The organism is Pseudomonas sp. NY11955 (assembly GCF_048068035.1).
In the GTDB taxonomy this organism is placed as follows: domain Bacteria; phylum Pseudomonadota; class Gammaproteobacteria; order Pseudomonadales; family Pseudomonadaceae; genus Aquipseudomonas.
On the sequence record NZ_JBLUPS010000001.1, the window covers coordinates 249139 to 271432 of the forward strand.

Below are 22294 nucleotides of genomic sequence, written 5' to 3' on the forward strand. Positions count from 1 at the left end.
TCGTCTGACCATGAATTTCTCCTCACTCGGCCACTTGAGAAACGATTTCGTTTACCATTGTTTCCAAATATGTAGCCGTAAGCGAGGAAGTACCCGCATGACGATCCGCCCGCAACCGCTGATGCGTACCTTGGCCGCCGCCGTGCTGAGCCTGGTCATCGGCGCTCCGGCCGCCATGGCAGACGCACCGGTCAGCTTGACCATGTACAACGGTCAGCACAAGGAAATCGGCGAAGCCATCGCCAAGGCCTACGAGGCCAAGACCGGTATTCATATCGACATCCGCAAAGGCAGCAGCAACCAGCTGGCCAGCCAGATCATCGAGGAAGGCGACCGCTCGCCGGCCGACATCATCTACACCGAAGAGTCCCCGCCCCTGAACAACCTGGGCGAACTGGGTCTGCTGGCGAAGATCGACGACGCCACCGCGAACATGATGCCCAAGCAGTACGTGGGCGCCAACGGCACCTGGATGGGCATCACCGCCCGTACGCGTATCGTGGTGTACAACCCGAAGAAGGTCGACGAGAAAGACCTGCCAACCACGGTGATGGACTTCGCCAACCCTGAGTGGGAAGGCCGCGTCGGCTACGTCCCCACCAGCGGCGCATTCCAGGAGCAGGCGGTTGCCATTCTGAAGATGCATGGTCGCGAAGCCACCGAAGAATGGCTGACCGGCCTGAAAGCCTTCGGCAAGACCTACACCAACAACATGGTCGCCCTCAAAGCCGTGGAAAAAGGCGAAGTGGCTGCGGTACTGGTGAACAACTACTACTGGTACGCGCTTGAACGCGAACGCGGCAAGCTGGACACCAAGCTCTACTACCTGGCCGACGGCGACGCCGGCAACCTGGTCACCATCTCCGGCGCGGCCGTGGTCAAGGCCAGCAAGCACCCCAAAGAAGCCCAGGCCCTGCTCAACTGGATGGCCAGCGAAGAAGGCCAGCGCGTGATCACCCAGACCACCGCCGAGTACCCGCTGCACAAGGGTATGGTTTCCGACCGCGGCCTGAAGCCGTTCGACGAACTGCGCCCGCCGAAGATCTCGCCAGCCGATCTGGGCAATGCCGAAGAAGCCATCGAGCTTGAGCGCGAGGTCGGTCTGCTCTGATGACTGCCGCCCTGTCCGAACCGGCGCCGGTACGCTTCGTACCGCGCCGCAAGCGCCCCTCCATCTGGGTGGTGCTGCCTGTGCTGTTCCTGGTGGCGATGAGCTTGCTGCCACTGGCTTACGTCGCCATCAAAGCCTGGGAAGCCGGCTGGCGCGAGGCCTTGCACTTGCTGTGGCGCCCCTTTGTCTGGGGATTGATGCGCAACACCCTGATGCTGATGGTCGGGGTGACGCTGACTTGCATGGTGGTCGGCCTGGCGCTGGCCTGGCTGCTGGAGCGTAGCAACCTGGCGGGCCGTCGGCTGTGGGGCGTGGTGCTGTGCCTGCCGTTCGCCGTGCCATCGTTCGTCAGCAGCTTCACCTGGGTGTCGCTGAGCTCGGACTTCGAAGGCCTTGGCGGGGCGATCATGGTCATGGCCCTGTCCAAATACCCGCTGGTGTTCCTGCCCGTTGCCGCGACCCTGCGCAACCTCGACACCTCGCTCGAGGAATCGGCGCGCACCCTGGGTTGCAGCCGCTGGGGCGTGTTCAGCAAGGTCACCCTGCCGCTGCTGTGGCCGTCGATGCTTGGTGGCGCGCTACTGATTGCCCTGCACATGCTGGTGGAGTTCGGCGCGCTGTCGATTCTCGGCCTACAAACCTTCACGACGGCGATTTACCAGCAGTTCGAACTGGAGTTCAGCAATGCCAACGCGGCCATGCTGTCCGCCGTGCTGCTGGCGATGTGCCTGGTGATGCTGTGGCTGGAACTGCGCGTTCGCGGTAAAGCCCGCCATGTGCGCATCGGCCAAGGCGTAGCGCGGCGCGCACAACCGGTACGGTTGCGTGGCTGGGCGGTGCTGGCGCAGGTGTTCTGCATTGCCTTGGCGGTGCTGGGCAGCGGTATTCCGCTGGCCATGCTCGGCTACTGGCTTAGCGTCGGTTCATCGGCGGCGTTCCCTGTGGCAGCCATTTCCAAGGCACTGTTTACTTCGCTGTCGGTATCACTGGGTGGCGCGGGCTTCTGTGTGCTGCTGGCCCTGCCTATCAGCTTCCTGGTGGTGCGTTACAAAGGCCGCCTGGCGATTTGGGCCGAGCGCCTGCCGTACCTGCTGCACGCCCTGCCCGGCTTGGTGATAGCCCTGACCCTGGTGTTCTTCGCCCTGCACTACGTGCCGGCGCTGTACCAGACCACGGCATTGCTGCTGCTGGCTTATGCGCTGCTGTTCTTGCCATTGGCGCAGTCACCGGTGCGCACCGCGCTGAACAAGGCCTCGCCGACGCTGGAAGAAGCCGCGCGCACGCTGGGTGCCAACAGCTTCGCAGCGTTCTGCCGGGTGACCTTGCCAATCATCTTCCCGGCCATGGCGGCAGCGTTTGCGCTGGTGTTCCTGGATGCCATGAAAGAGCTGACCGCTACCCTGCTACTGAGCCCGACCGGGATGACCACCCTGGCGACCGAGGTATGGGCACACACCGCCAACGTCGAATTCGCCGCAGCGGCGCCTTATGCGGCATTGCTGATTGTGGTGTCGGGGCTGCCGGTTTATCTGCTGACCACGCGGATGTACCTGAACAAGGCATGAGTCGTGTAGCCCTCATCGCCTGCAAGGCAGCGATGAGGGCACCCCAGCCATCACGCGATATTGCGCAGCATGCGCCGCACGATTGGCCCGTGAGCCATGCCGACAGGCAGCATGTAGTAGCGACCGAAACGATTGAAGCACTGCACCGAGGTGGTGACGCTAAGGCGCTGCCGGCCTTGCTCTGCTTCACCCAGATCCATGCTCACCATGACCGCCAAGTGCGTGTCACGTGAAGTCAGGACCAGTTGCTGGTCGCTAATTGCCTCGACGGTGAAGAAATCCAGACGCTCACCCACTGCCGGTATCCGCTCGGGGTTGCGCGATAAGAAACCGTGGATGGCGGAAACGTTGAACCGGCGCGAGATGAAGTCGCGCAAGCGGAAGGCTGCAGCCAGCCAGCCCGGCACGTCCGAGGTCATGGCGTAATAAGCCTGGATGGCAGTCATTGGCGCAGTGACGTTTATGCCATCGCTATGAAGAAAATCCAGCTCCGCCGGAGCGGCGACCAGTTGGGCGGACATGAACAACTCCTTTTGTCACGTGTCGCCGCCATCATAGCAATACCGCCCACGGAGTAACGGCCCTGTGTGCCGATCTTTGTGGGAGCGGGCGTGCCCGCGAACACCGGCGAAGCCGGTGCAATTCACCGCGTCGCCTGCTTCGCGGGCACGCCCGCTCCCACAACGCTCACCTTATGCCCTGAATTGTCCCAGGCTTGCCCGCAACTGCGCCGCCAAGTCATCCAGCACCTTGCTGCTGGCCGTTGTCTGCATCACCACCTCAGCCGAACGCTCAGCCTGGGCATGGATGGTTTCCACCCGGCCACGCACCGCCTGTGCGCCATTCGCCTGCTGCTCTGCAGCTCGGGTAGCCAGGCCAATGGCCGCATGTACCTGCTCGACCGCCGCCTGCACCGACTGCTGCCGGCGCTCGTTGTCACGCAGCACCAGCAACCCTTCGCTGGCCTTGAGCCCGGCCTGGCTGATAGTCGCCACTGCTTCCTTGGCGCCCTTCTGCAACGCGGCAATATGCGCCTGGATATCCCCGGTGGAGCTTTGCGTCTTGCTCGCCAGCGCCCGCACTTCGTCGGCTACCACGGCAAAACCGCGCCCGGTTTCACCAGCTCGGGCCGCCTCGATGGCAGCATTCAAGGCCAACAGATTGGTCTGCTCGGCGATGCCATGGATCACTGTCAGCACCACTTCGATCTGCTCACTCTGCTTGGCCAGCCGCTCGATCACCTGGGAGCCGGTATTCACTTGCCCGGCCAGGTTCTCGATCAAGCCGGCGAGCTGGGTCGAGGTGCGGCTGTTCTCGTCAGTGGCCTGGCGGATGTCCACTACCTGCTGCAAGGCCGCCTGCATCGCATGGCTTTCGGCCTGAGCCTCATCGGCCATGCTCGACAAGTCACGCAGGCTGGCCGCCACTTCATCGCGCTGCAGCGCAGCAGCGGCATCGGCACCCGCATTGCGCTGGGCCATCGCGCCAATCTCCACACCGGTGCGCTGCGCCACTTCACCCGCCTCGCGCACGATCGGCTGCAGCTTGTCGACGAAGCGGTTCACCGCCGAGGCCATATCGCCAATTTCATCGCGGCTGTCGAGTGGCACGCGCTTGGTCAGGTCACCTTCGCCGGCCGCCAGGTCGTCAAGGGCAGCAATCAACAGACGCAGCTTGCTCAACACGCGGCGGCCAAGCACGACAGCTACCACCAGCAGCACACCGAGACCGACCAGCACCAAGCCCAAGCCGATGCGCCAGCGCAGCTCAGCAGCGGCATCGCGCACGGTCTGTGCGGTATTGGCCTGCATTGCCGCCGCACTGCCTTGGGCTTTCTCCAGGCGTTCGCGCAGGGTCTTGCCACTGTCGGCAGCGGCGCCGACCAGGCTATCACCTACCAATTGCTCACCACTGGCAATCAGTGCCGCAAAGCGTTGATCCAGGGCTTTGAGTTCCTGGTCAATGCCGGCAGTGGAAACGCCCATCACCACCTTGCCGATTTCCGCACCATTGGGGTTGATCGAGGCTTCGACGAAGTACACCGCCGGATCACGCCGGGCCGCATCGATCACCTTGTCCAGCGCGCGCTCGCCCTGGCCCTTCTCCATCAACGCCTGGTTGATTGGGTTTTGCCGGTTGAGGTAGCGGGTCAGGTGCTGGCCCTGGGCGTCGTCGTACACCACGAACAGCACGTTCGGGTTGCGCTGGGCGCGCCGGGCGAAGTCGGAGAGTACCGGCACGTCGTTGTCCCAGATCGCCCGCGGGGCAACCGAAGCCAGCAGCTCGGCCATGTCGTTGGCGGAGTCCTTGAGATTCTTTTCCAGGGTGCTGCGCAGTTGCTGCTGTTCGCTTTGCAAGCGTTCCGACAACCCTGCACTCAGCCGCTGACGGGTACTGCTGGACAGGCCGTCGAGACCAGAGCGCACATCTTGCCCAGCTTGCTCCAGATCGCTGGCGAGTTGGCGGCTGTCATTGCCCAGGCGTTCGCCAAGCTCGGCCTCCAGGGCGGTGACCGTGCTTCGGGTGAGCGCAACGGCAACCAGCACCTGCACCAAAAGAGCGATACCAAGGGCAACAAACACAGGCCGCAAAAGGCGGCTTCGTAACAGTGAGAGGATGGCAGACACGGTGTAACCCTCGTGTTTTCTGGCGCCACTATTTTGATGGCATCTACAGAAACTTCTTACAGCAAGGGTTGTGCCGGGAGCAGCAGGGATAAACGCCAAGATTCAGCAAGGCGGTTGCCTGCCCCACAAATGAAAACGCCGCAGCCCCTTTCAGGGCCACGGCGTCAGATCAGCCTGGAGGCAGATCAGGCGAACGGATGACGCAGCACGATGGTCTCGTTGCGGTCCGGGCCGGTCGAAATGATATCGATCGGCGCGCCAACCAGCTCCTCGATGCGCTTGATGTAGTTACGCGCAGCTTGCGGCAGCTCTTCCAGGGTTTTCGCACCCAGGGTCGACTCGCTCCAGCCTGGCATCTCTTCGTACACCGGCTCCAGGCCGATGTAGCTGTCGGCATCGGAAGGGGCGTCGATGACAGCACCGTTCTCGTTCTTGTAGCCAACGCAGATGTTGATGGTTTCCAGGCCGTCCAGTACGTCCAGCTTGGTCAGGCAGATGCCCGAGATGCTGTTGACGTCGATGGCGCGACGCAGGATCACGGCATCGAACCAGCCGCAACGACGGGCGCGGCCAGTGGTGGAACCGAACTCGTGCCCACGCTTGGCCAGGGTAGCGCCGGTCTCGTCGAACAGTTCGGTCGGGAACGGACCGGAACCCACGCGAGTGGTGTAGGCCTTGGTGATACCCAGGATGTAGTCCAGGTACATCGGGCCAACGCCGGAACCGGTGGAGATACCGCCAGCGGTGGTGTTGGAGCTGGTGACGTACGGGTAGGTACCGTGGTCGATGTCCAGCAGCGAGCCCTGGGCACCTTCGAACATGATGTCCTTGCCGGCGCGGCGCAGGTTGTGCAGCTCGGCGGTGACGTCGAGCATCATCGGCTTGAGCTGTTCGGCGTAGGCCATGCACTCGTCCAGGGTCTGCTGGAAGTCGATGGCCGGCTCTTTGTAGTAGTTCACCAGCTGGAAGTTGTGGTAGTCCAGCAGCTCACCCAGCTTGGCGGCGAAACGCTCGCGGTGGAACAGGTCGCCCACGCGCAGGCCGCGGCGTGCGACCTTGTCTTCGTAGGCTGGGCCGATACCACGGCCGGTGGTGCCGATCTTGGCTTCGCCACGGGCTTTTTCGCGGGCCTGGTCCAGGGCCACGTGGTACGACAGGATCAGCGGCGCAGCCGGGGAGATGCGCAGGCGCTCGCGCACCGGTACGCCCTTCTCTTCCAGCTTGGTGATTTCACGCATCAGCGCGTCCGGGGCAACGACCACGCCGTTGCCGATCAGGCACTGTACGCCTTCACGCAGGATGCCGGACGGAATCAGGTGCAGAACGGTCTTTTCACCGTTGATCACCAGGGTGTGACCCGCGTTGTGGCCACCCTGATAGCGCACTACGGCGGCAGCATGTTCGGTCAGCAGATCGACGATCTTGCCTTTGCCCTCATCACCCCACTGGGTGCCCAGGACGACGACATTCTTACCCATTACATTGGTCCTCATTCACGCAAACTTGGTTGCCGGCCTGTTGCCGACGCAGAAACTCACTGGGCCAGCGGCAGAACCTGCCAGCGCCCGTCTTGCTGAATCAATTGCCGATCACAATCCGCCTCGAGAGCAGCACTCAACGGCTGGCCAGGCAGAGCCTGGACCACACGCTGGCCCTCGTTGCGCAACTGGCAGACTTGCTGCCAGAGGGCCGCGTCGCCACTGTCCGGCATCCAGATGCCGCCAGTTGGCAATACGACCTCCGCTCGCCCCAGTGTGACCAGGGTCTTCAAATCCGTGGAGAAACCGGTAGCCGGGCGTGCCCGGCCAAAGTCGGCGCCGATGTCGTCGTAGCGCCCGCCCTGGGCGATGGATTGACCTTCGCCCGGCACGAACACGGCGAACACCACGCCGGTGTGATAGTGGTAACCGCGCAGTTCGCCGAGGTCGAAGTACAGCGGCAGGTCCGGGTAGCGCGACGCCAGGCGATCGGCGATCGCCAACAGGTCGTCCAGCGCCGCCAGCACGCTGGCCGGAGCACGGCCCAGGCGCACGCGGGCTTCGGCCAGCACTTCGCGGCCACCGCACAGCTCGACCAGCGCGCGCAGCATGTTGCCCAGGTCCTTCGGCAGGTCGGCGGTCAGCGCCTGCACTTCATCGACAGCCTTGCGTTGCATGGCATCGAACAGCTGTTGCTCGACCGCACCGGACAGCCCGGCGGCACGGGCCAGGCCGCGGTAGATACCGACGTGGCCCAGGTCCATGTGCACATCCGGCACGTCGGCCAGCTGCAGCGTGGCGAGCATCAGGCTGATGACTTCGACGTCGCTGGTGGGGCTGGCATCGCCGTACAGCTCGGCACCCAGCTGGATCGGGCTGCGTGAGGTGGACAGCGCACGCGGCTGGGCGTGCAGCACGCTGCCGGCATAGCACAGGCGGCTCGGGCCTTCACGGCGCAGGGTGTGGGCGTCGATGCGCGCCACCTGCGGGGTGAAGTCGGCGCGGAAGCCCATCAGGCGGCCGGACTGTGGGTCCACCACCTTGAAGGTGCGCTGATCCAGGTCCTGGCCGGCGCCGGTAAGCAGCGACTCCAGGTACTCGATATGCGGGGTGACGACCAGTTCGTAGCCCCAACTCTGGAACAGGTCCAACACCTGGCGGCGCGCGATCTCGATGCGCGCAGCCTCAGGTGGCAGTACTTCCTCGATGCCATCTGGCAGCAGCCAGCGGTCTACCGTTGCCATTACGCCATTTCCCCTCTGGTCCGGGCGGCTTGCCAGCAGGCGAGCCGTCAGTAAAGCCGGTATCGCGCACAGCAGCGGGCAGCACTGATCCCAGCGCAGCCACCGTACCCGACACCCTCGAATTGCCTTGCGACCTGACCAAACCGTCAACTGGCGCGATGCCAATCAACCTTGCAGACGCAAAAAAGCCGGGAAATTTCCCGGCTGCCTCATCATACACCCCTTTTCATTCAGGATGCACCCCGCCTGGTGTTTTAGCTGCCAGGCGGGGCGCCGCTGCACGAAAATCAGGGCCTGAGCATCACGGCTTGCTCTTGTCCAGGTAACGGAAGAACTCGTTCTTCGGGTCCAGGACCAGCACGTCGCTCTTGCTCGAGAAGCTCTCGCGGTACGCCTGCAGGCTACGGTAGAACGCATAGAAATCGGCGTCCTGGGTGTAGGCCTTGGCATAGATGGCGGCCGACTGGGCGTCGCCGTCACCGCGGGTTTCTTCTGCTTCGCGATAAGCTTCGGCCAGCAGCACACGGCGCTGACGGTCAGCATCGGCACGAATACCTTCAGCCAGCTCGTTACCCTTGGCACGGTGCTCGCGGGCCTCACGCTCACGCTCGGTGCTCATGCGGTCGAACACGCTGCGGTTGACTTCCTTCGGCAGGTCGATGGCCTTGACGCGCACGTCGACCACCTCGATACCCAGCTCCTTGCTGGCCATGCGGTTCAGCGATGCCGTGATGTCAGCCATCAGTGCGTCACGTTCACCGGATACCACTTCGTGCAGGGTACGTTTACCGAACTGGTCACGCAGGCCGCTTTCCAGACGACGCGACAGGCGCTCGTCGGCGATCTGCTTCATACCGGACGTGGCGGTGTAGAAGCGCTCGGCATCCTTGACGCGCCACTTGGCGTAGGCGTCGACCATCACCGCTTTCTTCTCCAGGGTCAGGAACCGCTGGGTCGGAGCGTCGAGGGTCATCAGGCGGGCGTCGAACTTGCGTACCTGGTTCACGTACGGAATCTTCACGTGCAGGCCAGGCTGAACGTCCGCCTGGACCACCTTACCGAAGCGCAGCAGTACCGCACGCTCGGTCTGGGACACGATGTAGAAGCTGTTCCAGGCCACGATGGCCAGGACCACGGCGGCGATCAGGGCGATCAGCGATCTATTGCTCATCAGCGGCTCTCCCTAGTGCGCAGCGGCTGCTGTTGCTGTTGCAGGTCCTGCGCCGCACGGGCGGCTGCATCGTTGACCGATGGCGACACGCTGCTGGTCGGCGCGGACGGGTTACGGCTGCCTTCGACCATCTTGTCCAGCGGCAGGTAGAGCAGGTTGTTCTGCCCATCCTTGGTGGCCACCATGACTTTGCTGGTGTTGCTGTAGACCTCTTGCATGGTCTCCAGGTACAGGCGCTGACGGGTCACGTCAGGTGCCTTGCGGTACTCGGCGACCAGCTTGGTGAAGCGGTCGGCCTCACCCTTGGCGCGGGCAATGACTTCGTCGCGGTAACCGTTGGCGTCCTCGATGATGCGCTGAGCCTGACCACGGGCTTCCGGCACCACGCCATTGGCGTAGGACTCGGCCTGGTTGCGGGCACGCTGCTCGTCTTCGCGGGCACGGATCACGTCGTCGAAGGCTTCCTGCACTTCACGCGGGGCTGCCGCGCTCTGTACGTTGACCTGGGTAACGGTGATACCGGTACGGTAGTTGTCGAGGAAGCGCTGCAGACGTTCGCGGATATCCACGGCCATCTGTTCACGGCCTTCGGTCAGCACCTGGTCCATCGAGGTGGAGCCCACCACGTGGCGCAGGGCACTGTCGGTCGCGTGCTGCAGGCTAACCTCAGGCTGGTCGACGTTGAGCACGAAGTCCTGCAGGTTGCTGATCTTGTACTGGACGGTCAGCGGCACCTCGACGATGTTCTCGTCCTCGGTCAGCATCTGGCCCTGTTTGGTGTAGGCACGCTCGCGCGTGACGTTTTCCATGTACTTGCGATCGATCGGCGGGAAGTAGATGTTCAGGCCGGGACCGACCGTCTCGTAGTACTTGCCGAAGCGCAGCACCACGGCCTGCTCCTGCTCGTCGACCACGTACACGGCGCTGTACAGCCAGATGGCCGCCAGTACCGCCAGGCCGATGCCCAGCAGGCCCAGGCCACCGCCCTTGCCGACATTGCGGTCACCACCGCCACGTTTTTTGTTACCGCCGAACATGCCATTGAGGCTGTCCTGCAGTTTGCGGAAGGCCTCGTCCAGATCCGGCGGACCTTTCTTGTCACCACCACCGCCACCGCCACCACGGCGGCCGCCCCAGGGATCCTGATTGTTCGAGTTGCCACCCGGCTCGTTCCAAGCCATAGCGCTCTCCATCTGATAAAGCAAAGACGCGCCCACGGCGCGCCGTCCAATGCTACAGAATGCCTGTCACTGCTGCCCGGCGACCTCGACGAGCATTTATTGCAAAGTGTGTTGCTCGACAAACACTTGCGGCTCCATGCCTTCGCGGCTGACCAGGCGATTCAGTTCGACCATGGGCAGTCGCACGCTCAGCAGGCTGCGCCCTTCTTCATCATGCGCTTCACTCTGCACGGCACCCAGGGCAAAGAATTGCGCGCGCAAGCGGGCAAAACGCTGCTCCAGGCACAGGGTACCGACAAACAGATCATCCCCCAACAACTCGGCAACCGCCTGGCCAACCAGCTCCAGGCCACGCCCATCGCGTGCCGATACCCAGACCCGTTCCGGCTTGCCATCGGCATTGCGCTGGATCTGTGGCTCAACATCTTCGAGCAAGTCGAGTTTGTTGTACACCTCGAGGATCGGCAACCCCTCGGCACCAATCTCGCCCAACACCGCCAGCACTTGCTCGATCTGTTCCATGCGCTCTGGCTCATGGGCGTCGATCACATGCAGCAACAGGTCGGAGTTGCTCGACTCTTCGAGCGTAGCCCGAAATGCCTCGACCAGCTTGTGCGGCAGGTGGCGAATGAAACCCACGGTATCGGCCAGCACGATCGGCCCCAGGTCGTTGAGCTCGAGCCGGCGCAGGGTCGGGTCGAGGGTGGCGAACAGCTGGTCCGCGGCGTACACCTCGGATTCGGTCAGGGCGTTGAACAGCGTGGACTTGCCGGCGTTGGTGTAACCCACCAACGACACCGACGGGATATCCGCGCGCTTGCGCCCACGCCGCGCCTGCTCGCGCTGGCTGCGTACCTTCTCCAGGCGTGACTTGATCTGGCGTATGCGCACCCGCAACAGGCGGCGGTCGGTTTCCAGCTGGGTTTCACCCGGGCCACGCAGGCCGATACCACCTTTTTGTCGCTCAAGGTGAGTCCAGCCGCGCACCAGCCGCGTGCTCATGTGCTCCAGCTGGGCCAGTTCGACCTGCAGCTTGCCTTCATGGGTACGCGCCCGTTGGGCGAAGATATCGAGGATCAGCCCGGTACGGTCGAGCACACGACACTCGAACACACGTTCAAGGTTGCGCTCCTGACTGGGCGTGAGGGTGTGATTGAAAATCACCAGGTCTACCTGTTCGGCATGGACCAGGTCGTGCAACTCCTCGACCTTGCCACTGCCAATCAGGTATTTGGCGGAAGGCTGATGCCTTGTCACCGTGACCAGCGAGACGATGTCGGCACCGGCCGACAATGCCAGTTCCTGAAACTCCTGCGGGTCTTCGCGCGCCTCAGGGTTCTGACCTTCCAAGTGAACGAGCAACGCTCGCTCACCACCACCGTGGCGCTCAAAGAACAATGCAGGCTCCTATCAGGCGTTGCCTGGCTCGCTGTCGCCGTGCTCGCCATCGGTCGGGCTTGGCAGGCGGACCGGACGGGCCGGAACCACGGTCGAAATGGCGTGCTTGTAGACCATCTGGCTGACGGTGTTCTTCAGCAGGACCACGAACTGGTCGAACGATTCGATCGAGCCCTGCAGCTTGATGCCGTTGACCAGGTAGATGGATACCGGGACCTTTTCTTTTCTCAAGGTGTTCAAGTAAGGGTCTTGTAGCGAATGCCCTTTTGACATATGCCGCACTCCTGTAAGGATAAATAATAGAAAATCAATAAAATCGATAAATTAGGCCGCCCCTTCGCAAGAATAGACGGCAATCAGCAGGGACTCAGCTCAATATGGAGATGGCCCCTAGGTATTTCAAGGTGCGGGACAGATTGTCGCAGGCCAGGCTGTCAAGCCAGTGCACTTCAGGCCAGCCACGCAACCAGGTGAACTGCCGCTTGGCCAGCTGCCGGGTAGCAATGATACCGCGTTCACGCATCTCATTCTCAGTCAGCTTGCCGTCCAGGTAGTCCCAGACTTGCCGATAACCCACTGCCCGTATAGACGGCAGCCCGGCGTGCAAGTCACTTCTGGCTCGCAGCGATCGGACCTCGTCAACGAAGCCCTGTTCCAGCATCTGCGAAAATCGTAACGCAATTCGCTGATGCAAAATGTGACGATCTGTAGGAGCAATCGCCAAACTGGCGACAGTATAGGGCAAATGTCCGTCAGCGCCTGCGTCTGCGCCGCGACTTTCCGCGAATTGACGCTGACGATGGGCTGTCATGCTCTCACCACTTACCCGGTAGACCTCCAGCGCACGGATCAACCGCTGCGGGTCGTTGGGGTGGATCCGCGCCGCCGAAACGGGGTCTACCTCGGCCAACTGGCGGTGCAACTCGGCCAGGCCCAAGGCTTCGGCCTGAGATTCCAGCTCGGCCCGCACGGCAGCATCGGCAGCCGGCATATCGGCCAGGCCATCGATCAACGCCTTGTAATAGAGCATGGTGCCGCCGACCAGCAGCGGGATCTTGCCGCGCGCGGTGATCTCGGCCATGGCCTCCAGGGCATCGGCACGAAACTGCGCGGCCGAGTAACTCTCGGCCGGGTCACGAATGTCGATCAGCCGGTGCGGGTGGGCGGCGAGGACCTCTTTCGACGGTTTGGCCGAACCGATGTCCATGCCCCGGTAAACCAGTGCCGAATCGACGCTGATCAGCTCACAGGGCAGCACCTTGGTCAGCTCGATGGCCAAGTCGGTCTTGCCGGCCGCCGTCGGGCCCATCAGGAATATTGCGGGGGGCTTGCTGCTCATTTCATCGACCGCGCAAGAAGAGTTTGTCCAGGTCGTCCAGGCCCATCTGGGTCCAGGTGGGACGACCGTGGTTGCACTGGCCACTGCGTTCGGTGTTTTCCATGTCGCGCAGCAAGGCGTTCATTTCGGGAATTGCCAGGCGCCGGTTGGCGCGCACGGCGCCGTGGCAGGCCATGGTACCGAGCAGTTCGTTGAGGTGCGCCTGAATACGGTCGCTGGTGCCGTACTCCATCAGGTCGGCAAGCACGTCCTGCACCAGGCGGTTGGCCTCGGCCTGCTTGAGCAAGGCCGGGATCTGGCGAATCGCCAAAGTCTCGGGGCCCAGGCGCTGCAATTCGAAGCCCAGGCGCTGGAACCACTGCGCATGCTCTTCGGCACAGTCGGCCTCACGCTGGCTCAGGGCCAGGGTTTCCGGCACCAGCAGCGGCTGACCACTGAGGCCTTCGCTGGCCATGGCCACCTTGAGCCGCTCGTACATGATCCGCTCATGGGCGGCGTGCATGTCCACCAGCACCAGGCCAACGGCGTTCTCGGCCAAGATGTAGATGCCCTTGAGCTGCGCCAGTGCGTAGCCCAGCGGGGGAATGTCGCCTTGGCTTTCGGGCAGGGCTGCAGCAGGCGCGGCAGCGTTTTCCAACGGTTTGTAGAACTCGCGATACACCGCCTGCGCCTCGGCGGCCGGCAGCGGCTGCGAAGGGCGCGGCGTGTATTGATACTGGTAACCGGCGCCACTGCCGCCATTGGAGAACGGCTGCTGCGCGGCACGCGGCTGCTCAAGCACCGGCGATGCCAGGCGCATTTCACCCTGGGGGCCGAACTCACCGGCCTGCTGACCCGTGGGGCGGATCGCCTCCGGCACGGCGGCAGGCGCGGCCAGCTGGTCTTCCGGGCGGACATCGGCCAGGGCGCGGTGCAGGGTGCCATACAGGAAGTCATGTACCGAGCGCCCCTCACGGAAGCGCACTTCATGCTTGGTCGGGTGCACGTTGACGTCGACGCCGTTGGGCTCCAGTTCGAGGAACAGCACGAAGGTCGGGTGCCGGCCATTGAACAACACGTCGCGGTAGGCCTGGCGCACGGCGTGTGCGACCAGCTTGTCGCGCACCGCGCGGCCGTTGACGAAGAAGTACTGCAAGTCTGCCTGGCTGCGTGAGAAGGTCGGCAGGCCGACCCAGCCCCACAGGCGCAGACCGTTGCGCTCGACGTCGATGGGCAGCGCCTGTTCCATGAAGCCTGGGCCGCATATGGCCCCCACCCGCCGCGCGCGGGCGGTTTCGTCGTGGGCTTCGTGCAGGCTGAGGATGCTCTTGCCATTGTGGCGCAGGTGGAAGCCGACATCGAAACGCGCCAGCGCCAGCCGGCGAATCACTTCTTGCAGGTGGTCGAATTCGGTTTTCTCGGCCTTGAGGAACTTGCGCCGGGCCGGGGTATTGAAGAACAGGTCGCGCACCTCCACCAAGGTGCCGACCGGGTGCGCCGCCGGCTGCACCCGCGGGAGCATGTCGCGGCCTTCGGTTTCCACCTGCCAGGCCTCGGTGGCGCTGGCGGTACGCGAGGTCAGGGTCAGGCGCGCCACCGAGCTGATCGAGGCCAGGGCCTCGCCCCGGAAGCCCAGGCTCAAGACGCCTTCGAGATCTTCCAGCTCGCGGATCTTGCTGGTGGCGTGACGGGCCAGGGCCAAGGGCAGGTCGTCGGCGGAGATGCCACTGCCATCGTCCCGTACCTTCAGCAGCTTGACGCCGCCCTGCTCGACCTCCACGTCGATACGCCGGGCACCGGAGTCCAGGCTGTTTTCCAACAGCTCCTTGGCAACGGAGGCGGGCCGTTCGACAACCTCGCCAGCGGCAATCTGGTTGGCCAGCCGCGGGCTAAGCAGCTGAATGCGCGAACCGCCACTCATTATTGCGCGGCCAAGGTTGTGGCAGGGACATCGAGGCGCTGGCCAACCTTCAGCTCATCGGTCTTGAGGCTGTTGGTGCTGCGCAGGCTGGCCACACTGACCTGGTAGCGCACGGCGAGCATCGCCAGGGTTTCGCCAGGGCGCACGGTGTGCTCACGCGGGCCGGCGGCAATCTTGCCGGTGTCGCGCAGCCAGGCGATGTACGTGCCAGGCGGCGGGTTCTGCTGGAAGTACTGGCGCACGCCGGTGTGAATCGAGCGGGCCAGGGCCTGCTGATGGCTGGCAGTGGCCAGTTTGGCGGCTTCGTTGTTGTTCGAGATGAACCCGGTTTCAACCAGGATCGACGGAATATCCGGCGATTTCAGCACCATGAAGCCGGCCTGCTCCACACGCTGCTTGTGCAGCGAAGTGACACGCCCCATGTTGCCCAGCACCTTCTGCCCCACGTTGAGGCTGGAGCTGAGCGTGGCGGTCATGGAGAGGTCAAGCAGCACACCCGCAAGCATGCGGTCCTTGTCATCGAGGCTGACGTTACCCGCACCACCGATCAGGTCGGAACGGTTTTCCGTATCAGCCAGCCAGCGCGCGGTTTCGGAAGTGGCGCCGCGGTCGGACAGGGCGAACACCGAGGCACCGAAGGCCGCGCGCGAAGGCGCCGCATCGGCGTGGATCGAAATGAACAGGTCGGCGCCCTTCTTGCGGGCGATTTCCGTACGCTTGCGCAGCGGGATGAAGTAATCGCCGGTACGGGTCAACTCGGCACGGAAGCCTCTCTCGCTGTTGATCTGCCGCTGCAGCTCTTTAGCGATCTGCAGCACGATGTCTTTTTCGTGCTGGCCGCGCGAGCCCGACGCGCCCGGGTCTTCACCGCCGTGGCCGGCGTCGATCGCCACCACGATGTCACGCTTGCCGCTGGGTACCGGTGGCAGCTTGATCGCAGGCTGGGCCGGCGTCACCGGCACCGCTGGGGTGGTTGCGGGCGTTTGCACCGGGGCCGGTGCGGGCGGCGGCGTGCTGGCCGCGATGGCGTCGGCCTCCTGGTCGTACAGGTCGACCACCAGGCGATTGCCGTACTGGGCATTGGGCGCCAGGGTGAAGCTTTTCGGGGTGACCGACTTTTTCAGGTCGACCACCACGCGCAAGTCCGTCGGCGTGCGCTGGGCCGAACGCACGCTGCTGATCGGCGTGTTGGAGGTAGCCACATTCAAGGGCGCGGCCAGGGTCGCGCCATTGATGTCGATGACCAGACGATCGGGTGCGCTCAGGGTGAAGACACTGTGCTGCACGGGGCCAGACAGGTCGAAGACCAGCCGCGTGTTGTCCGGTGCGCGCCACAGGCGCATGCTCTTGACTTGAGTGACGGCCAGAGCGTCAACGGTCACCGTTGTCAGCAGCAGCCCAACGATGGCGACCAGTGCGCGTATGCGCATACCTACCCCACTTACTGTTTATAGTGTTCGGCCAGTGCCACGCACCAGGCCTCGCCGCGAGCCCCCTGCGGCGAAAGGATCAGCGAGCGTCCGCCCGCTTGGGGGCTTATGGTAATGGTCAGGTCGGGCTTTGGCAAAACGCCCGCACCCTTTTGTGGCCACTCGAACAGGCACAGCGGGTCGCCCTCGAAATAGTCACGAATGCCCATGAACTCAAGCTCCTCCGGGTCGACCAGGCGATACAGGTCGAAGTGAAAGGCTCGGACCTCGCCGATTTCGTAGGGTTCGACCACCGTAAAGGTTGGGCTTTTCACTGCACCCGTATGGCCCAGGCCACGAATCAGCCCTCGGGAAAGCGTAGTCTTGCCCGCCCCCAGGTCGCCTTCAAGAAAGATCACGCCGCGACCACCGGTCACTTCGGCCATTTTTGCACCGAAGTCGACCGTGGCCGCTTCATCGGCCAGAAACAGATTTAAGCCAGACACGCAGAATGCTCCTCCAACAACTCACGAATGACCGGCGCCAGATCGCTGGCCGCCAGGCCTCTACCTTTTACCCCCAGGCGCTCGCCCGCACAGGCGTGCAGCCATGTCCCCAGGCAGCCCGCGCGCCAGGCGTCCAGGCCCTGGGCCAGCAGTGCCGCCAGCACGCCGGTCAGCACATCGCCCAGGCCGGCGCCGGCCATCGCCGGATGGCCGCGCTCGCACAGCGCCAGTTGCCCGGCCGGGTCCGCCACCAGGGTACCGGCACCTTTGAGCACGCAGACGCTGTTGTAACGGCGCGCCAGCTTGCGCGCGGCCCCCGGGCGGTCGGCCTGCACCGCCTCGGTGGAAATGCCCAGCAGCCGCGCCGCTTCCCGGGGGTGCGGGGTAAGGATGCTGCCACTGGGCAGGGCCAGTGGCGTGCGCGCCAGCAGATTCAGGGCATCGGCATCCCACACCTGCGGCCGCTGGGCGTTGGCCACCGCCGACAGCAGGCTACGGCCCCACGCTGCCTGCCCAAGGCCCGGGCCGACCACCAGCACCGAGGCGCGCTCCAGCATGCCCATCAGCTGGTTGGCCGAACTGGCGCCCAGGCACATGACCTCGGGCAGGCGCGCCAGGCTGGCCGCCACATGTTCTGGCCGGGTTGCCACGCTGACCAGCCCGGCGCCGCAGCGCAGGGCGGCTTCGGCGCTGAGCAACACCGCGCCACCGGTGCCGAGGTCGCCCCCCACCACCAGCACATGGCCGAAGTCGCCTTTGTGGGCATGCGCATGCCGTGCCGGCAGGTGCGCGACGGTCACGCTGCTGAGCAGTTGCGGGGCATTGCTGGGGTGTTTGGTCTGCGGCATGGGGTCAAAGGCTCCAATGTCTGGCAGAATTATACGCACCTGAGCCCGTATTGCCTTGCCCATCCATGCCCGCCTCTACTCCTGACCTCGCCCAACTGGCCCAATCGATCAAGACTTGGGGCCAGGAACTCGGTTTTGCCCACGTGGGCATCGCCGGGGTCGACCTTGGTGAACACGAACACCACCTGCAACGTTGGCTCGATGCCGGCTACCAGGGCGAAATGGAGTACCTGGGCGCCCACGGCAGCAAAAGGTCACACCCCGACCAGCTGATCCCCGGCACGATACGCGTGGTCTCGCTGCGCATGGACTACCTGCCGGGCGATACACAGATGGCGCAGCGCCTGGCCCAGCCGGAAAAGGCCTACATATCGCGCTATGCGCTGGGCCGGGACTATCACAAGCTGGTGCGCAAGCGCGTGCAGTTCCTCGCCGACCGCATCCAGGAGGCCATCGGCCCGTTCGGCTACCGCGCCTTCGTCGACAGCGCCCCAGTGCTGGAAAAGGCCCTGGCCGAACAGGCCGGGCTGGGCTGGATCGGCAAGAACACCCTGTTGCTCAACCGCAAGGCGGGTAGCTATTTCTTCCTTGCCGAACTGTTCGTCGACCTGCCGCTGCCAGTGGACGAAGCCACCACCAGCGAGCACTGCGGGCGCTGCCAGGCCTGCCTGGACATCTGCCCGACCCAGGCGTTTGTCGGGCCCTATGTACTGGATGCGCGGCGCTGCATCTCGTACCTGACCATCGAGTTGAGGGGCGCGATCCCTGTGGAGTTGCGCGCAAAGATGGGCAACCGGGTGTTCGGTTGCGACGACTGCCAGATCGTCTGCCCGTGGAACCGCTTCGCCAAGCACAGCCAGGAGCAGGATTTCCAGCCACGGCACGGGCTGGAAAATGCCGAATTGGCGCAGATGTTCCTGTGGGATGAGCGCACTTTCCTGCGCAAGACCGAAGGCGGGCCGCTGCGGCGGGCGGGGTATGAGCGGTTCTTGCGCAACCTGGCGGTGGGGTTGGGCAATGCGCCCTCCACGATTCAGGTGATCGAGGCGTTGAAGGCGCGCCGCGAGGATGCGTCTGAGCTGGTGCGCGAGCATGTGGAGTGGGCGCTGGCCCAGCACGGACAGGCGTAGTTTGCGTTAAGACTGACAGGTGCTTGCCTTGAGGTTTATGGTGCCTGTGGGGCCGAGCGCCGCCCGCGCGGCGCATCGCGAGCAAGCTCGCTCCTACATTTTTTCGGGCCAGTTATTCCTGGGGCAGCGGCGCGCGGCCGCTTGGTATTCGCCTCAAAATCGTGTCGTGCAAACAAGGCGGACGCGCACGTTGGCGCAGGCGTTACTGGCCCGAAAAAATGTAGGAGCGAGCTTGCTCGCGATGCGCCGCGCGGGCGGCGCTCGGCCTCACAGGCCCCGCAACACTCATGCCTGGCCTATTGCTGGTCGTTGTAGTGGAACTTGGGCATTTCCCAGTGGAAGCGAATCGCCAACAGGCGCAGCAGGAACCCGCCAAACAGGGTCAGCAGCATCGCCTGCTCCGCCGGCACCTTGAAATACACGCACCCCAGATAGAACCAGGCCGCCGCGAACGACACACTGGCATACAGCTCACGGCGGAACACCAACGGGATGTCGTTGCAGAAGATATCCCGCAGGATGCCGCCAAACACCCCGGTGATCACCCCGCTGATCGACGCCACCAGCATGCCCTGGCCCATCTCCAGCGCCGTCATGCAGCCAATCAGGGTAAACGCCACCAGCCCCAGGGCATCGAGCACCAGGAACAGCGAGCGCAGGCGGCGCATCATCGGCGCGATGAAAATGGTCAGTAGCGCGGCAAAGCTGGTCAGCACCAGGTACTCCGGGTGCTTCACCCAAGTCAGCGGGTAGTGCCCAAGCAGCACATCACGCACCGAACCGCCGCCCAGGGCGGTGACGCAGGCAATCAGCACCACGCCGAACCAGTCCATGCCGCGACGCCCGGCAGAAAGCGCGCCAGTCATGGCTTCGGCGGTGATGGCGATGAGGTAGAGCATCAACAACATGGTGCGGGTCCGTGCAGGAAAGGCGCGCAGTCTAACCAGTTGCCCAAGGCACCAAAAGGGGGCGCAGATACATTATCTGCGCCGTTTCGGATCACAGCTTGATGAAGTGCTCGCGGTAATGACGCAGCTCGGCGATCGATTCGCGGATATCGTCCAGTGCCAGGTGGGTATTGCCCTTCTTGAAGCTGTCACGCACATCCGGCGCCCAACGCGCGGCCAACTCCTTCAGGGTGGAGACATCCAGGTTGCGGTAGTGGAAGTAGTTTTCCAGGTTGCGCATGTGGCGGTAGAGGAAGCGGCGGTCCTGGCAGATGCTGTTGCCGCAGATCGGCGACTTGCCTTTTGGCACCCATTGTTCGAGGAAGGCGATGGTCTGCGCCTCGGCTTCGGCCATGCCGACCTTGCTTTCGCGCACGCGCTGGGTCAGGCCCGACGCGCCATGGGTGCGGGTGTTCCACTCGTCCATGCGCGCCAGCACTTCGTCACTGTGGTGGATGGCGATCACCGGCCCTTCGGCCAGGGTGTTCAGCTGGCTGTCGGTAACGATGGTGGCCATTTCGATGATGACGTCGCTGTCCGGATCCAGGCCGGTCATTTCCAGGTCGATCCAGATCAGGTTCTGTGGGTTTTGCATGCAGGGGCTCCTCGTATAGGCCGTCATAGTAGCCTAGTGGCCCAGGCTCGCCCATTCACGGCACAAAGGTAAGCGCAATGGTCCAGCGCCTGGCGTGCTAAACTCCCTGCCGTTTTCAATGCCCTATCCTGGGCCTTTCTCACGGTACCTTCATGGCCAAACGCCAGCTCAATCGCCGCCAGAACTGGCGGATCGAAAAAATCCAGGGCGAGCGCGCCGCTCGCGCAGCCAAACGCGAGCAGCATGTACTGCAGGAACTGGAGGGCGGCGACCTGGGGCCAGAGCAACTGGGCCTGGTGATCGCGCACTTCGGCGTACAGGTAGAAGTGGAAGCCCAGGATGGCGAAAGCGCAGGCCAGGTATTCCGCTGCCACCTGCGCGCCAACCTGCCGGCGTTGGTCACCGGTGACCGCGTTGTGTGGCGGGCGGGTAACCAGGGCATTGGCGTGATCGTGGCGCAGATGCCCCGCAGCACCGAACTGTGCCGGCCGAACAACCACGGCCAACTGAAGCCGGTAGCCGCCAACGTCGACCTGATCGTGATCGTGTTCGCCCCAGCGCCGGAGCCGCACCCAAACCTGATCGACCGCTACCTGGTAGCTGCCGAGCACGCCGGTTTGCGCCCTTTGTTGCTGCTGAACAAGGCCGACCTGATCAACGAAGAGAACGGCCCTGGCCTGCATGCACTGCTGGATGTTTATCGCGAGTTGGGCTACCCGCTGCTGGAAGTATCGGCTCACCACGGCGATGGCATGCAGCGCCTGCAGCAGCAGCTCGACGGCCACATCAGCGTGTTCGTCGGCCAGTCGGGGGTGGGCAAGTCGTCGCTGGTCAACAGCCTGTTACCAGAGGCCGGCACCCGCGTCGGCGACCTGTCGGAATGGTCCGGGCAGGGTACCCACACCACCACCACCGCACGCCTGTATCACTTCCCCAATGGCGGCGACCTGATCGACTCGCCAGGCATCCGCGAGTTCGGCCTAGGCCATGTCAGCCGCAGCGACGTGGAAGATGGCTTCATCGAATTTCGCGACCTGTTCGGCACGTGCCGCTTCCGCGACTGCAAGCATGACCGTGAGCCAGGCTGCGCGCTGCTCAAGGCACTGGACGACGGACGTATCAAGCCGCAGCGCATGAACAGCTACCGCTCGATCATCGCCAGCCTGACAGAAGACAGCTATTGAGTGGTCGGCTGAGCAGAGCGAGCTGTAGGATTTTTTACCGCGACATGTAGGGCAATTCTGGTTTCTCCGTCAGCTATTGCCCAAACATCTGCTTTCCCTGATGGTCATGGCTTCTATCAGGGAGCGTAACCGCCATGCCGGTTCTTATCAGTTACCGCCACGAAGTGCGGCTCGACGCCTTCATCCTCAACGAGCGCCTGCTGCTCGAAGGCATCCCCACGCAAGTGGTGCAATTCGACTGCGACGGGCAGACCCATGACGACCTGTATGGCAGTTTCTGCCAACAGATGAACGATGCCACCCACTGGATCGGCGTGCTGCCAACCGATGCCGGCGAGGACTGGTGGACCGCCTGGCGGCTAGGCGCGGCAGCGATGGCCTGCCGCCGGGTGAGCTTCTTTCGCAAAGGGCCAGACGAACTGCCGGAGCACCTGAGCAAATGGCCAACCATGCGCGAACGTGCGCATATCGACCTGTTTGTGCGGGCTTACCATGACGAACGCACGTTCGACCGGGCCATGACCCTACCGCCGGGGCGTGGCTCTGGTACCGACAGGGACAATGCGGACTTCTTTCATGCTGATCTCAAGGCCAAGATCAGGCGGGGGTTCTGATGCAGTCGCAGCCAGTGGCACCGGCTGCGCCGGTGTTCGCGGCTAAA

At 63.7% G+C, this 22294-nt stretch carries 20 protein-coding genes and 1 pseudogene; 5 read left to right on the forward strand and 16 right to left on the reverse strand.

Going from position 1 to position 22294, the window contains the following annotated elements; all coding sequences use genetic code 11:
- The first annotated feature begins 97 nt into the window (after positions 1 to 97).
- Both ACNFBR_RS01130 and ACNFBR_RS01135 read left to right on the forward strand, forming a co-directional pair.
- Positions 98 to 1111, forward strand: coding sequence for an extracellular solute-binding protein (locus ACNFBR_RS01130; RefSeq protein WP_416733333.1), 1014 nt, complete (start codon positions 98 to 100; stop codon positions 1109 to 1111).
- Positions 1111 to 2676, forward strand: coding sequence for an ABC transporter permease (locus ACNFBR_RS01135; RefSeq protein ID WP_416733334.1), 1566 nt, complete (start codon positions 1111 to 1113; stop codon positions 2674 to 2676). The genes ACNFBR_RS01130 and ACNFBR_RS01135 overlap by 1 nt, the downstream gene beginning before the upstream one ends.
- A 50-nt stretch (positions 2677 to 2726) precedes the next feature.
- Here the strand turns inward: ACNFBR_RS01135 and ACNFBR_RS01140 are convergent, their stop codons facing one another.
- The 14 genes and pseudogenes from ACNFBR_RS01140 to ACNFBR_RS01205 form a co-directional block, all read right to left on the reverse strand.
- On the reverse strand, positions 2727 to 3197 hold the full coding sequence (locus ACNFBR_RS01140) for a DUF2867 domain-containing protein (protein ID WP_416733335.1): 471 nt from the start codon (positions 3195 to 3197) through the stop codon (positions 2727 to 2729).
- Between the two features lie 171 nt (positions 3198 to 3368).
- Positions 3369 to 4253, reverse strand: a complete 885-nt coding sequence (locus ACNFBR_RS01145) for a methyl-accepting chemotaxis protein (protein ID WP_370739372.1) — start codon at positions 4251 to 4253, stop codon at positions 3369 to 3371.
- A gap of 21 nt (positions 4254 to 4274) precedes the next feature.
- A pseudogene (locus ACNFBR_RS01150) lies at positions 4275 to 4967 on the reverse strand (methyl-accepting chemotaxis protein); the annotation flags it as partial.
- A 521-nt stretch (positions 4968 to 5488) separates the two neighbouring features.
- Positions 5489 to 6781 (reverse strand): adenylosuccinate synthase, encoded by a 1293-nt coding sequence (locus tag ACNFBR_RS01155; protein ID WP_234226687.1) that lies wholly within the window; start codon positions 6779 to 6781, stop codon positions 5489 to 5491.
- Positions 6782 to 6837: 56 nt separating this feature from the next.
- Positions 6838 to 8025 carry an ATP phosphoribosyltransferase regulatory subunit gene (locus ACNFBR_RS01160; RefSeq protein WP_003249540.1) on the reverse strand — a complete coding sequence of 396 codons (1188 nt, stop codon included), beginning with the start codon at positions 8023 to 8025 and terminating at the stop codon, positions 6838 to 6840.
- Positions 8026 to 8326: 301 nt separating this feature from the next.
- Entirely contained in the window at positions 8327 to 9196 is an 870-nt protein-coding gene (gene hflC, locus ACNFBR_RS01165) for a protease modulator HflC (protein ID WP_416733336.1), read from the reverse strand.
- Positions 9196 to 10377, reverse strand: coding sequence for an FtsH protease activity modulator HflK (hflK, locus tag ACNFBR_RS01170; RefSeq protein ID WP_416733337.1), 1182 nt, complete (start codon positions 10375 to 10377; stop codon positions 9196 to 9198). The genes hflC and hflK overlap by 1 nt, the downstream gene beginning before the upstream one ends.
- A gap of 96 nt (positions 10378 to 10473) precedes the next feature.
- Positions 10474 to 11775: a ribosome rescue GTPase HflX gene (gene hflX, locus ACNFBR_RS01175; protein WP_416733338.1), complete on the reverse strand. Its 1302-nt coding sequence runs from the start codon at positions 11773 to 11775 to the stop codon at positions 10474 to 10476.
- A 12-nt stretch (positions 11776 to 11787) separates the two neighbouring features.
- Positions 11788 to 12048 (reverse strand): RNA chaperone Hfq, encoded by a 261-nt coding sequence (gene hfq, locus ACNFBR_RS01180; RefSeq protein WP_012274457.1) that lies wholly within the window; start codon positions 12046 to 12048, stop codon positions 11788 to 11790.
- A gap of 94 nt (positions 12049 to 12142) precedes the next feature.
- Positions 12143 to 13114 (reverse strand): tRNA (adenosine(37)-N6)-dimethylallyltransferase MiaA, encoded by a 972-nt coding sequence (miaA, locus tag ACNFBR_RS01185; protein WP_416733339.1) that lies wholly within the window; start codon positions 13112 to 13114, stop codon positions 12143 to 12145.
- Position 13115: 1 nt separating this feature from the next.
- A complete protein-coding gene (mutL, locus tag ACNFBR_RS01190; protein WP_416733340.1) occupies positions 13116 to 15014 on the reverse strand; it encodes a DNA mismatch repair endonuclease MutL in 1899 nt (632 codons plus the stop codon).
- Positions 15014 to 16444, reverse strand: a complete 1431-nt coding sequence (locus tag ACNFBR_RS01195; RefSeq protein WP_416733341.1) for an N-acetylmuramoyl-L-alanine amidase — start codon at positions 16442 to 16444, stop codon at positions 15014 to 15016. The genes mutL and ACNFBR_RS01195 overlap by 1 nt, the downstream gene beginning before the upstream one ends.
- 11 nt (positions 16445 to 16455) lie before the next feature.
- Complete coding sequence (tsaE, locus tag ACNFBR_RS01200; protein WP_256667174.1) at positions 16456 to 16914, reverse strand: tRNA (adenosine(37)-N6)-threonylcarbamoyltransferase complex ATPase subunit type 1 TsaE; 459 nt, start codon at positions 16912 to 16914, stop codon at positions 16456 to 16458.
- Between the two features lie 2 nt (positions 16915 to 16916).
- A complete protein-coding gene (locus tag ACNFBR_RS01205; RefSeq protein ID WP_416733342.1) occupies positions 16917 to 17777 on the reverse strand; it encodes an NAD(P)H-hydrate dehydratase in 861 nt (286 codons plus the stop codon).
- A 65-nt stretch (positions 17778 to 17842) separates the two neighbouring features.
- On the opposite strand from ACNFBR_RS01205, the gene queG reads away from it, so the two are divergent.
- The gene (gene queG, locus ACNFBR_RS01210) at positions 17843 to 18907 is read left to right on the forward strand and encodes a tRNA epoxyqueuosine(34) reductase QueG (protein WP_416733343.1); all 1065 of its coding nucleotides are present in this window, start codon (positions 17843 to 17845) and stop codon (positions 18905 to 18907) included.
- Positions 18908 to 19203: 296 nt separating this feature from the next.
- Here queG and ACNFBR_RS01215 read toward each other — a convergent pair whose 3' ends face one another.
- Both ACNFBR_RS01215 and orn read right to left on the reverse strand, forming a co-directional pair.
- The gene (locus tag ACNFBR_RS01215) at positions 19204 to 19815 is read right to left on the reverse strand and encodes a trimeric intracellular cation channel family protein (RefSeq protein ID WP_020193322.1); all 612 of its coding nucleotides are present in this window, start codon (positions 19813 to 19815) and stop codon (positions 19204 to 19206) included.
- Between the two features lie 91 nt (positions 19816 to 19906).
- Positions 19907 to 20449: an oligoribonuclease gene (gene orn / locus ACNFBR_RS01220; protein ID WP_416733344.1), complete on the reverse strand. Its 543-nt coding sequence runs from the start codon at positions 20447 to 20449 to the stop codon at positions 19907 to 19909.
- A gap of 152 nt (positions 20450 to 20601) precedes the next feature.
- Between orn and rsgA the strand changes: the two genes are divergently transcribed.
- Both rsgA and ACNFBR_RS01230 read left to right on the forward strand, forming a co-directional pair.
- Positions 20602 to 21633, forward strand: a complete 1032-nt coding sequence (gene rsgA / locus ACNFBR_RS01225; protein ID WP_416733345.1) for a small ribosomal subunit biogenesis GTPase RsgA — start codon at positions 20602 to 20604, stop codon at positions 21631 to 21633.
- A gap of 134 nt (positions 21634 to 21767) precedes the next feature.
- A complete protein-coding gene (locus ACNFBR_RS01230) occupies positions 21768 to 22247 on the forward strand; it encodes a molecular chaperone Tir (protein WP_416733346.1) in 480 nt (159 codons plus the stop codon).
- The last annotated feature ends 47 nt before the right edge of the window (positions 22248 to 22294 follow it).

Bases quoted from the DNA above. Each gene is read 5' to 3' on its own strand.
- miaA (WP_416733339.1), bottom strand. From the start codon at position 13,114: ATGAGCAGCAAGCCCCCCGCAATATTCCTGATGGGCCCGACGGCGGCC.
- ACNFBR_RS01195 (WP_416733341.1), bottom strand. From the start codon at position 16,444: ATGCGCATACGCGCACTGGTCGCCATCGTTGGGCTGCTGCTGACAACG.
- hfq (WP_012274457.1), bottom strand. From the start codon at position 12,048: ATGTCAAAAGGGCATTCGCTACAAGACCCTTACTTGAACACCTTGAGA.
- ACNFBR_RS01215 (WP_020193322.1), bottom strand. From the start codon at position 19,815: ATGTTGTTGATGCTCTACCTCATCGCCATCACCGCCGAAGCCATGACT.
- ACNFBR_RS01205 (WP_416733342.1), bottom strand. From the start codon at position 17,777: ATGCCGCAGACCAAACACCCCAGCAATGCCCCGCAACTGCTCAGCAGC.
- mutL (WP_416733340.1), bottom strand. From the start codon at position 15,014: ATGAGTGGCGGTTCGCGCATTCAGCTGCTTAGCCCGCGGCTGGCCAAC.
- ACNFBR_RS01230 (WP_416733346.1), top strand. From the start codon at position 21,768: ATGCCGGTTCTTATCAGTTACCGCCACGAAGTGCGGCTCGACGCCTTC.
- ACNFBR_RS01135 (WP_416733334.1), top strand. From the start codon at position 1,111: ATGACTGCCGCCCTGTCCGAACCGGCGCCGGTACGCTTCGTACCGCGC.
- ACNFBR_RS01155 (WP_234226687.1), bottom strand. From the start codon at position 6,781: ATGGGTAAGAATGTCGTCGTCCTGGGCACCCAGTGGGGTGATGAGGGC.
- ACNFBR_RS01140 (WP_416733335.1), bottom strand. From the start codon at position 3,197: ATGTCCGCCCAACTGGTCGCCGCTCCGGCGGAGCTGGATTTTCTTCAT.
- ACNFBR_RS01130 (WP_416733333.1), top strand. From the start codon at position 98: ATGACGATCCGCCCGCAACCGCTGATGCGTACCTTGGCCGCCGCCGTG.
- ACNFBR_RS01145 (WP_370739372.1), bottom strand. From the start codon at position 4,253: ATGGCCTCGGCGGTGAACCGCTTCGTCGACAAGCTGCAGCCGATCGTG.
- orn (WP_416733344.1), bottom strand. From the start codon at position 20,449: ATGCAAAACCCACAGAACCTGATCTGGATCGACCTGGAAATGACCGGC.
- hflC (WP_416733336.1), bottom strand. From the start codon at position 9,196: ATGAGCAATAGATCGCTGATCGCCCTGATCGCCGCCGTGGTCCTGGCC.
- ACNFBR_RS01160 (WP_003249540.1), bottom strand. From the start codon at position 8,025: ATGGCAACGGTAGACCGCTGGCTGCTGCCAGATGGCATCGAGGAAGTA.
- rsgA (WP_416733345.1), top strand. From the start codon at position 20,602: ATGGCCAAACGCCAGCTCAATCGCCGCCAGAACTGGCGGATCGAAAAA.
- hflK (WP_416733337.1), bottom strand. From the start codon at position 10,377: ATGGCTTGGAACGAGCCGGGTGGCAACTCGAACAATCAGGATCCCTGG.
- queG (WP_416733343.1), top strand. From the start codon at position 17,843: ATGCCCGCCTCTACTCCTGACCTCGCCCAACTGGCCCAATCGATCAAG.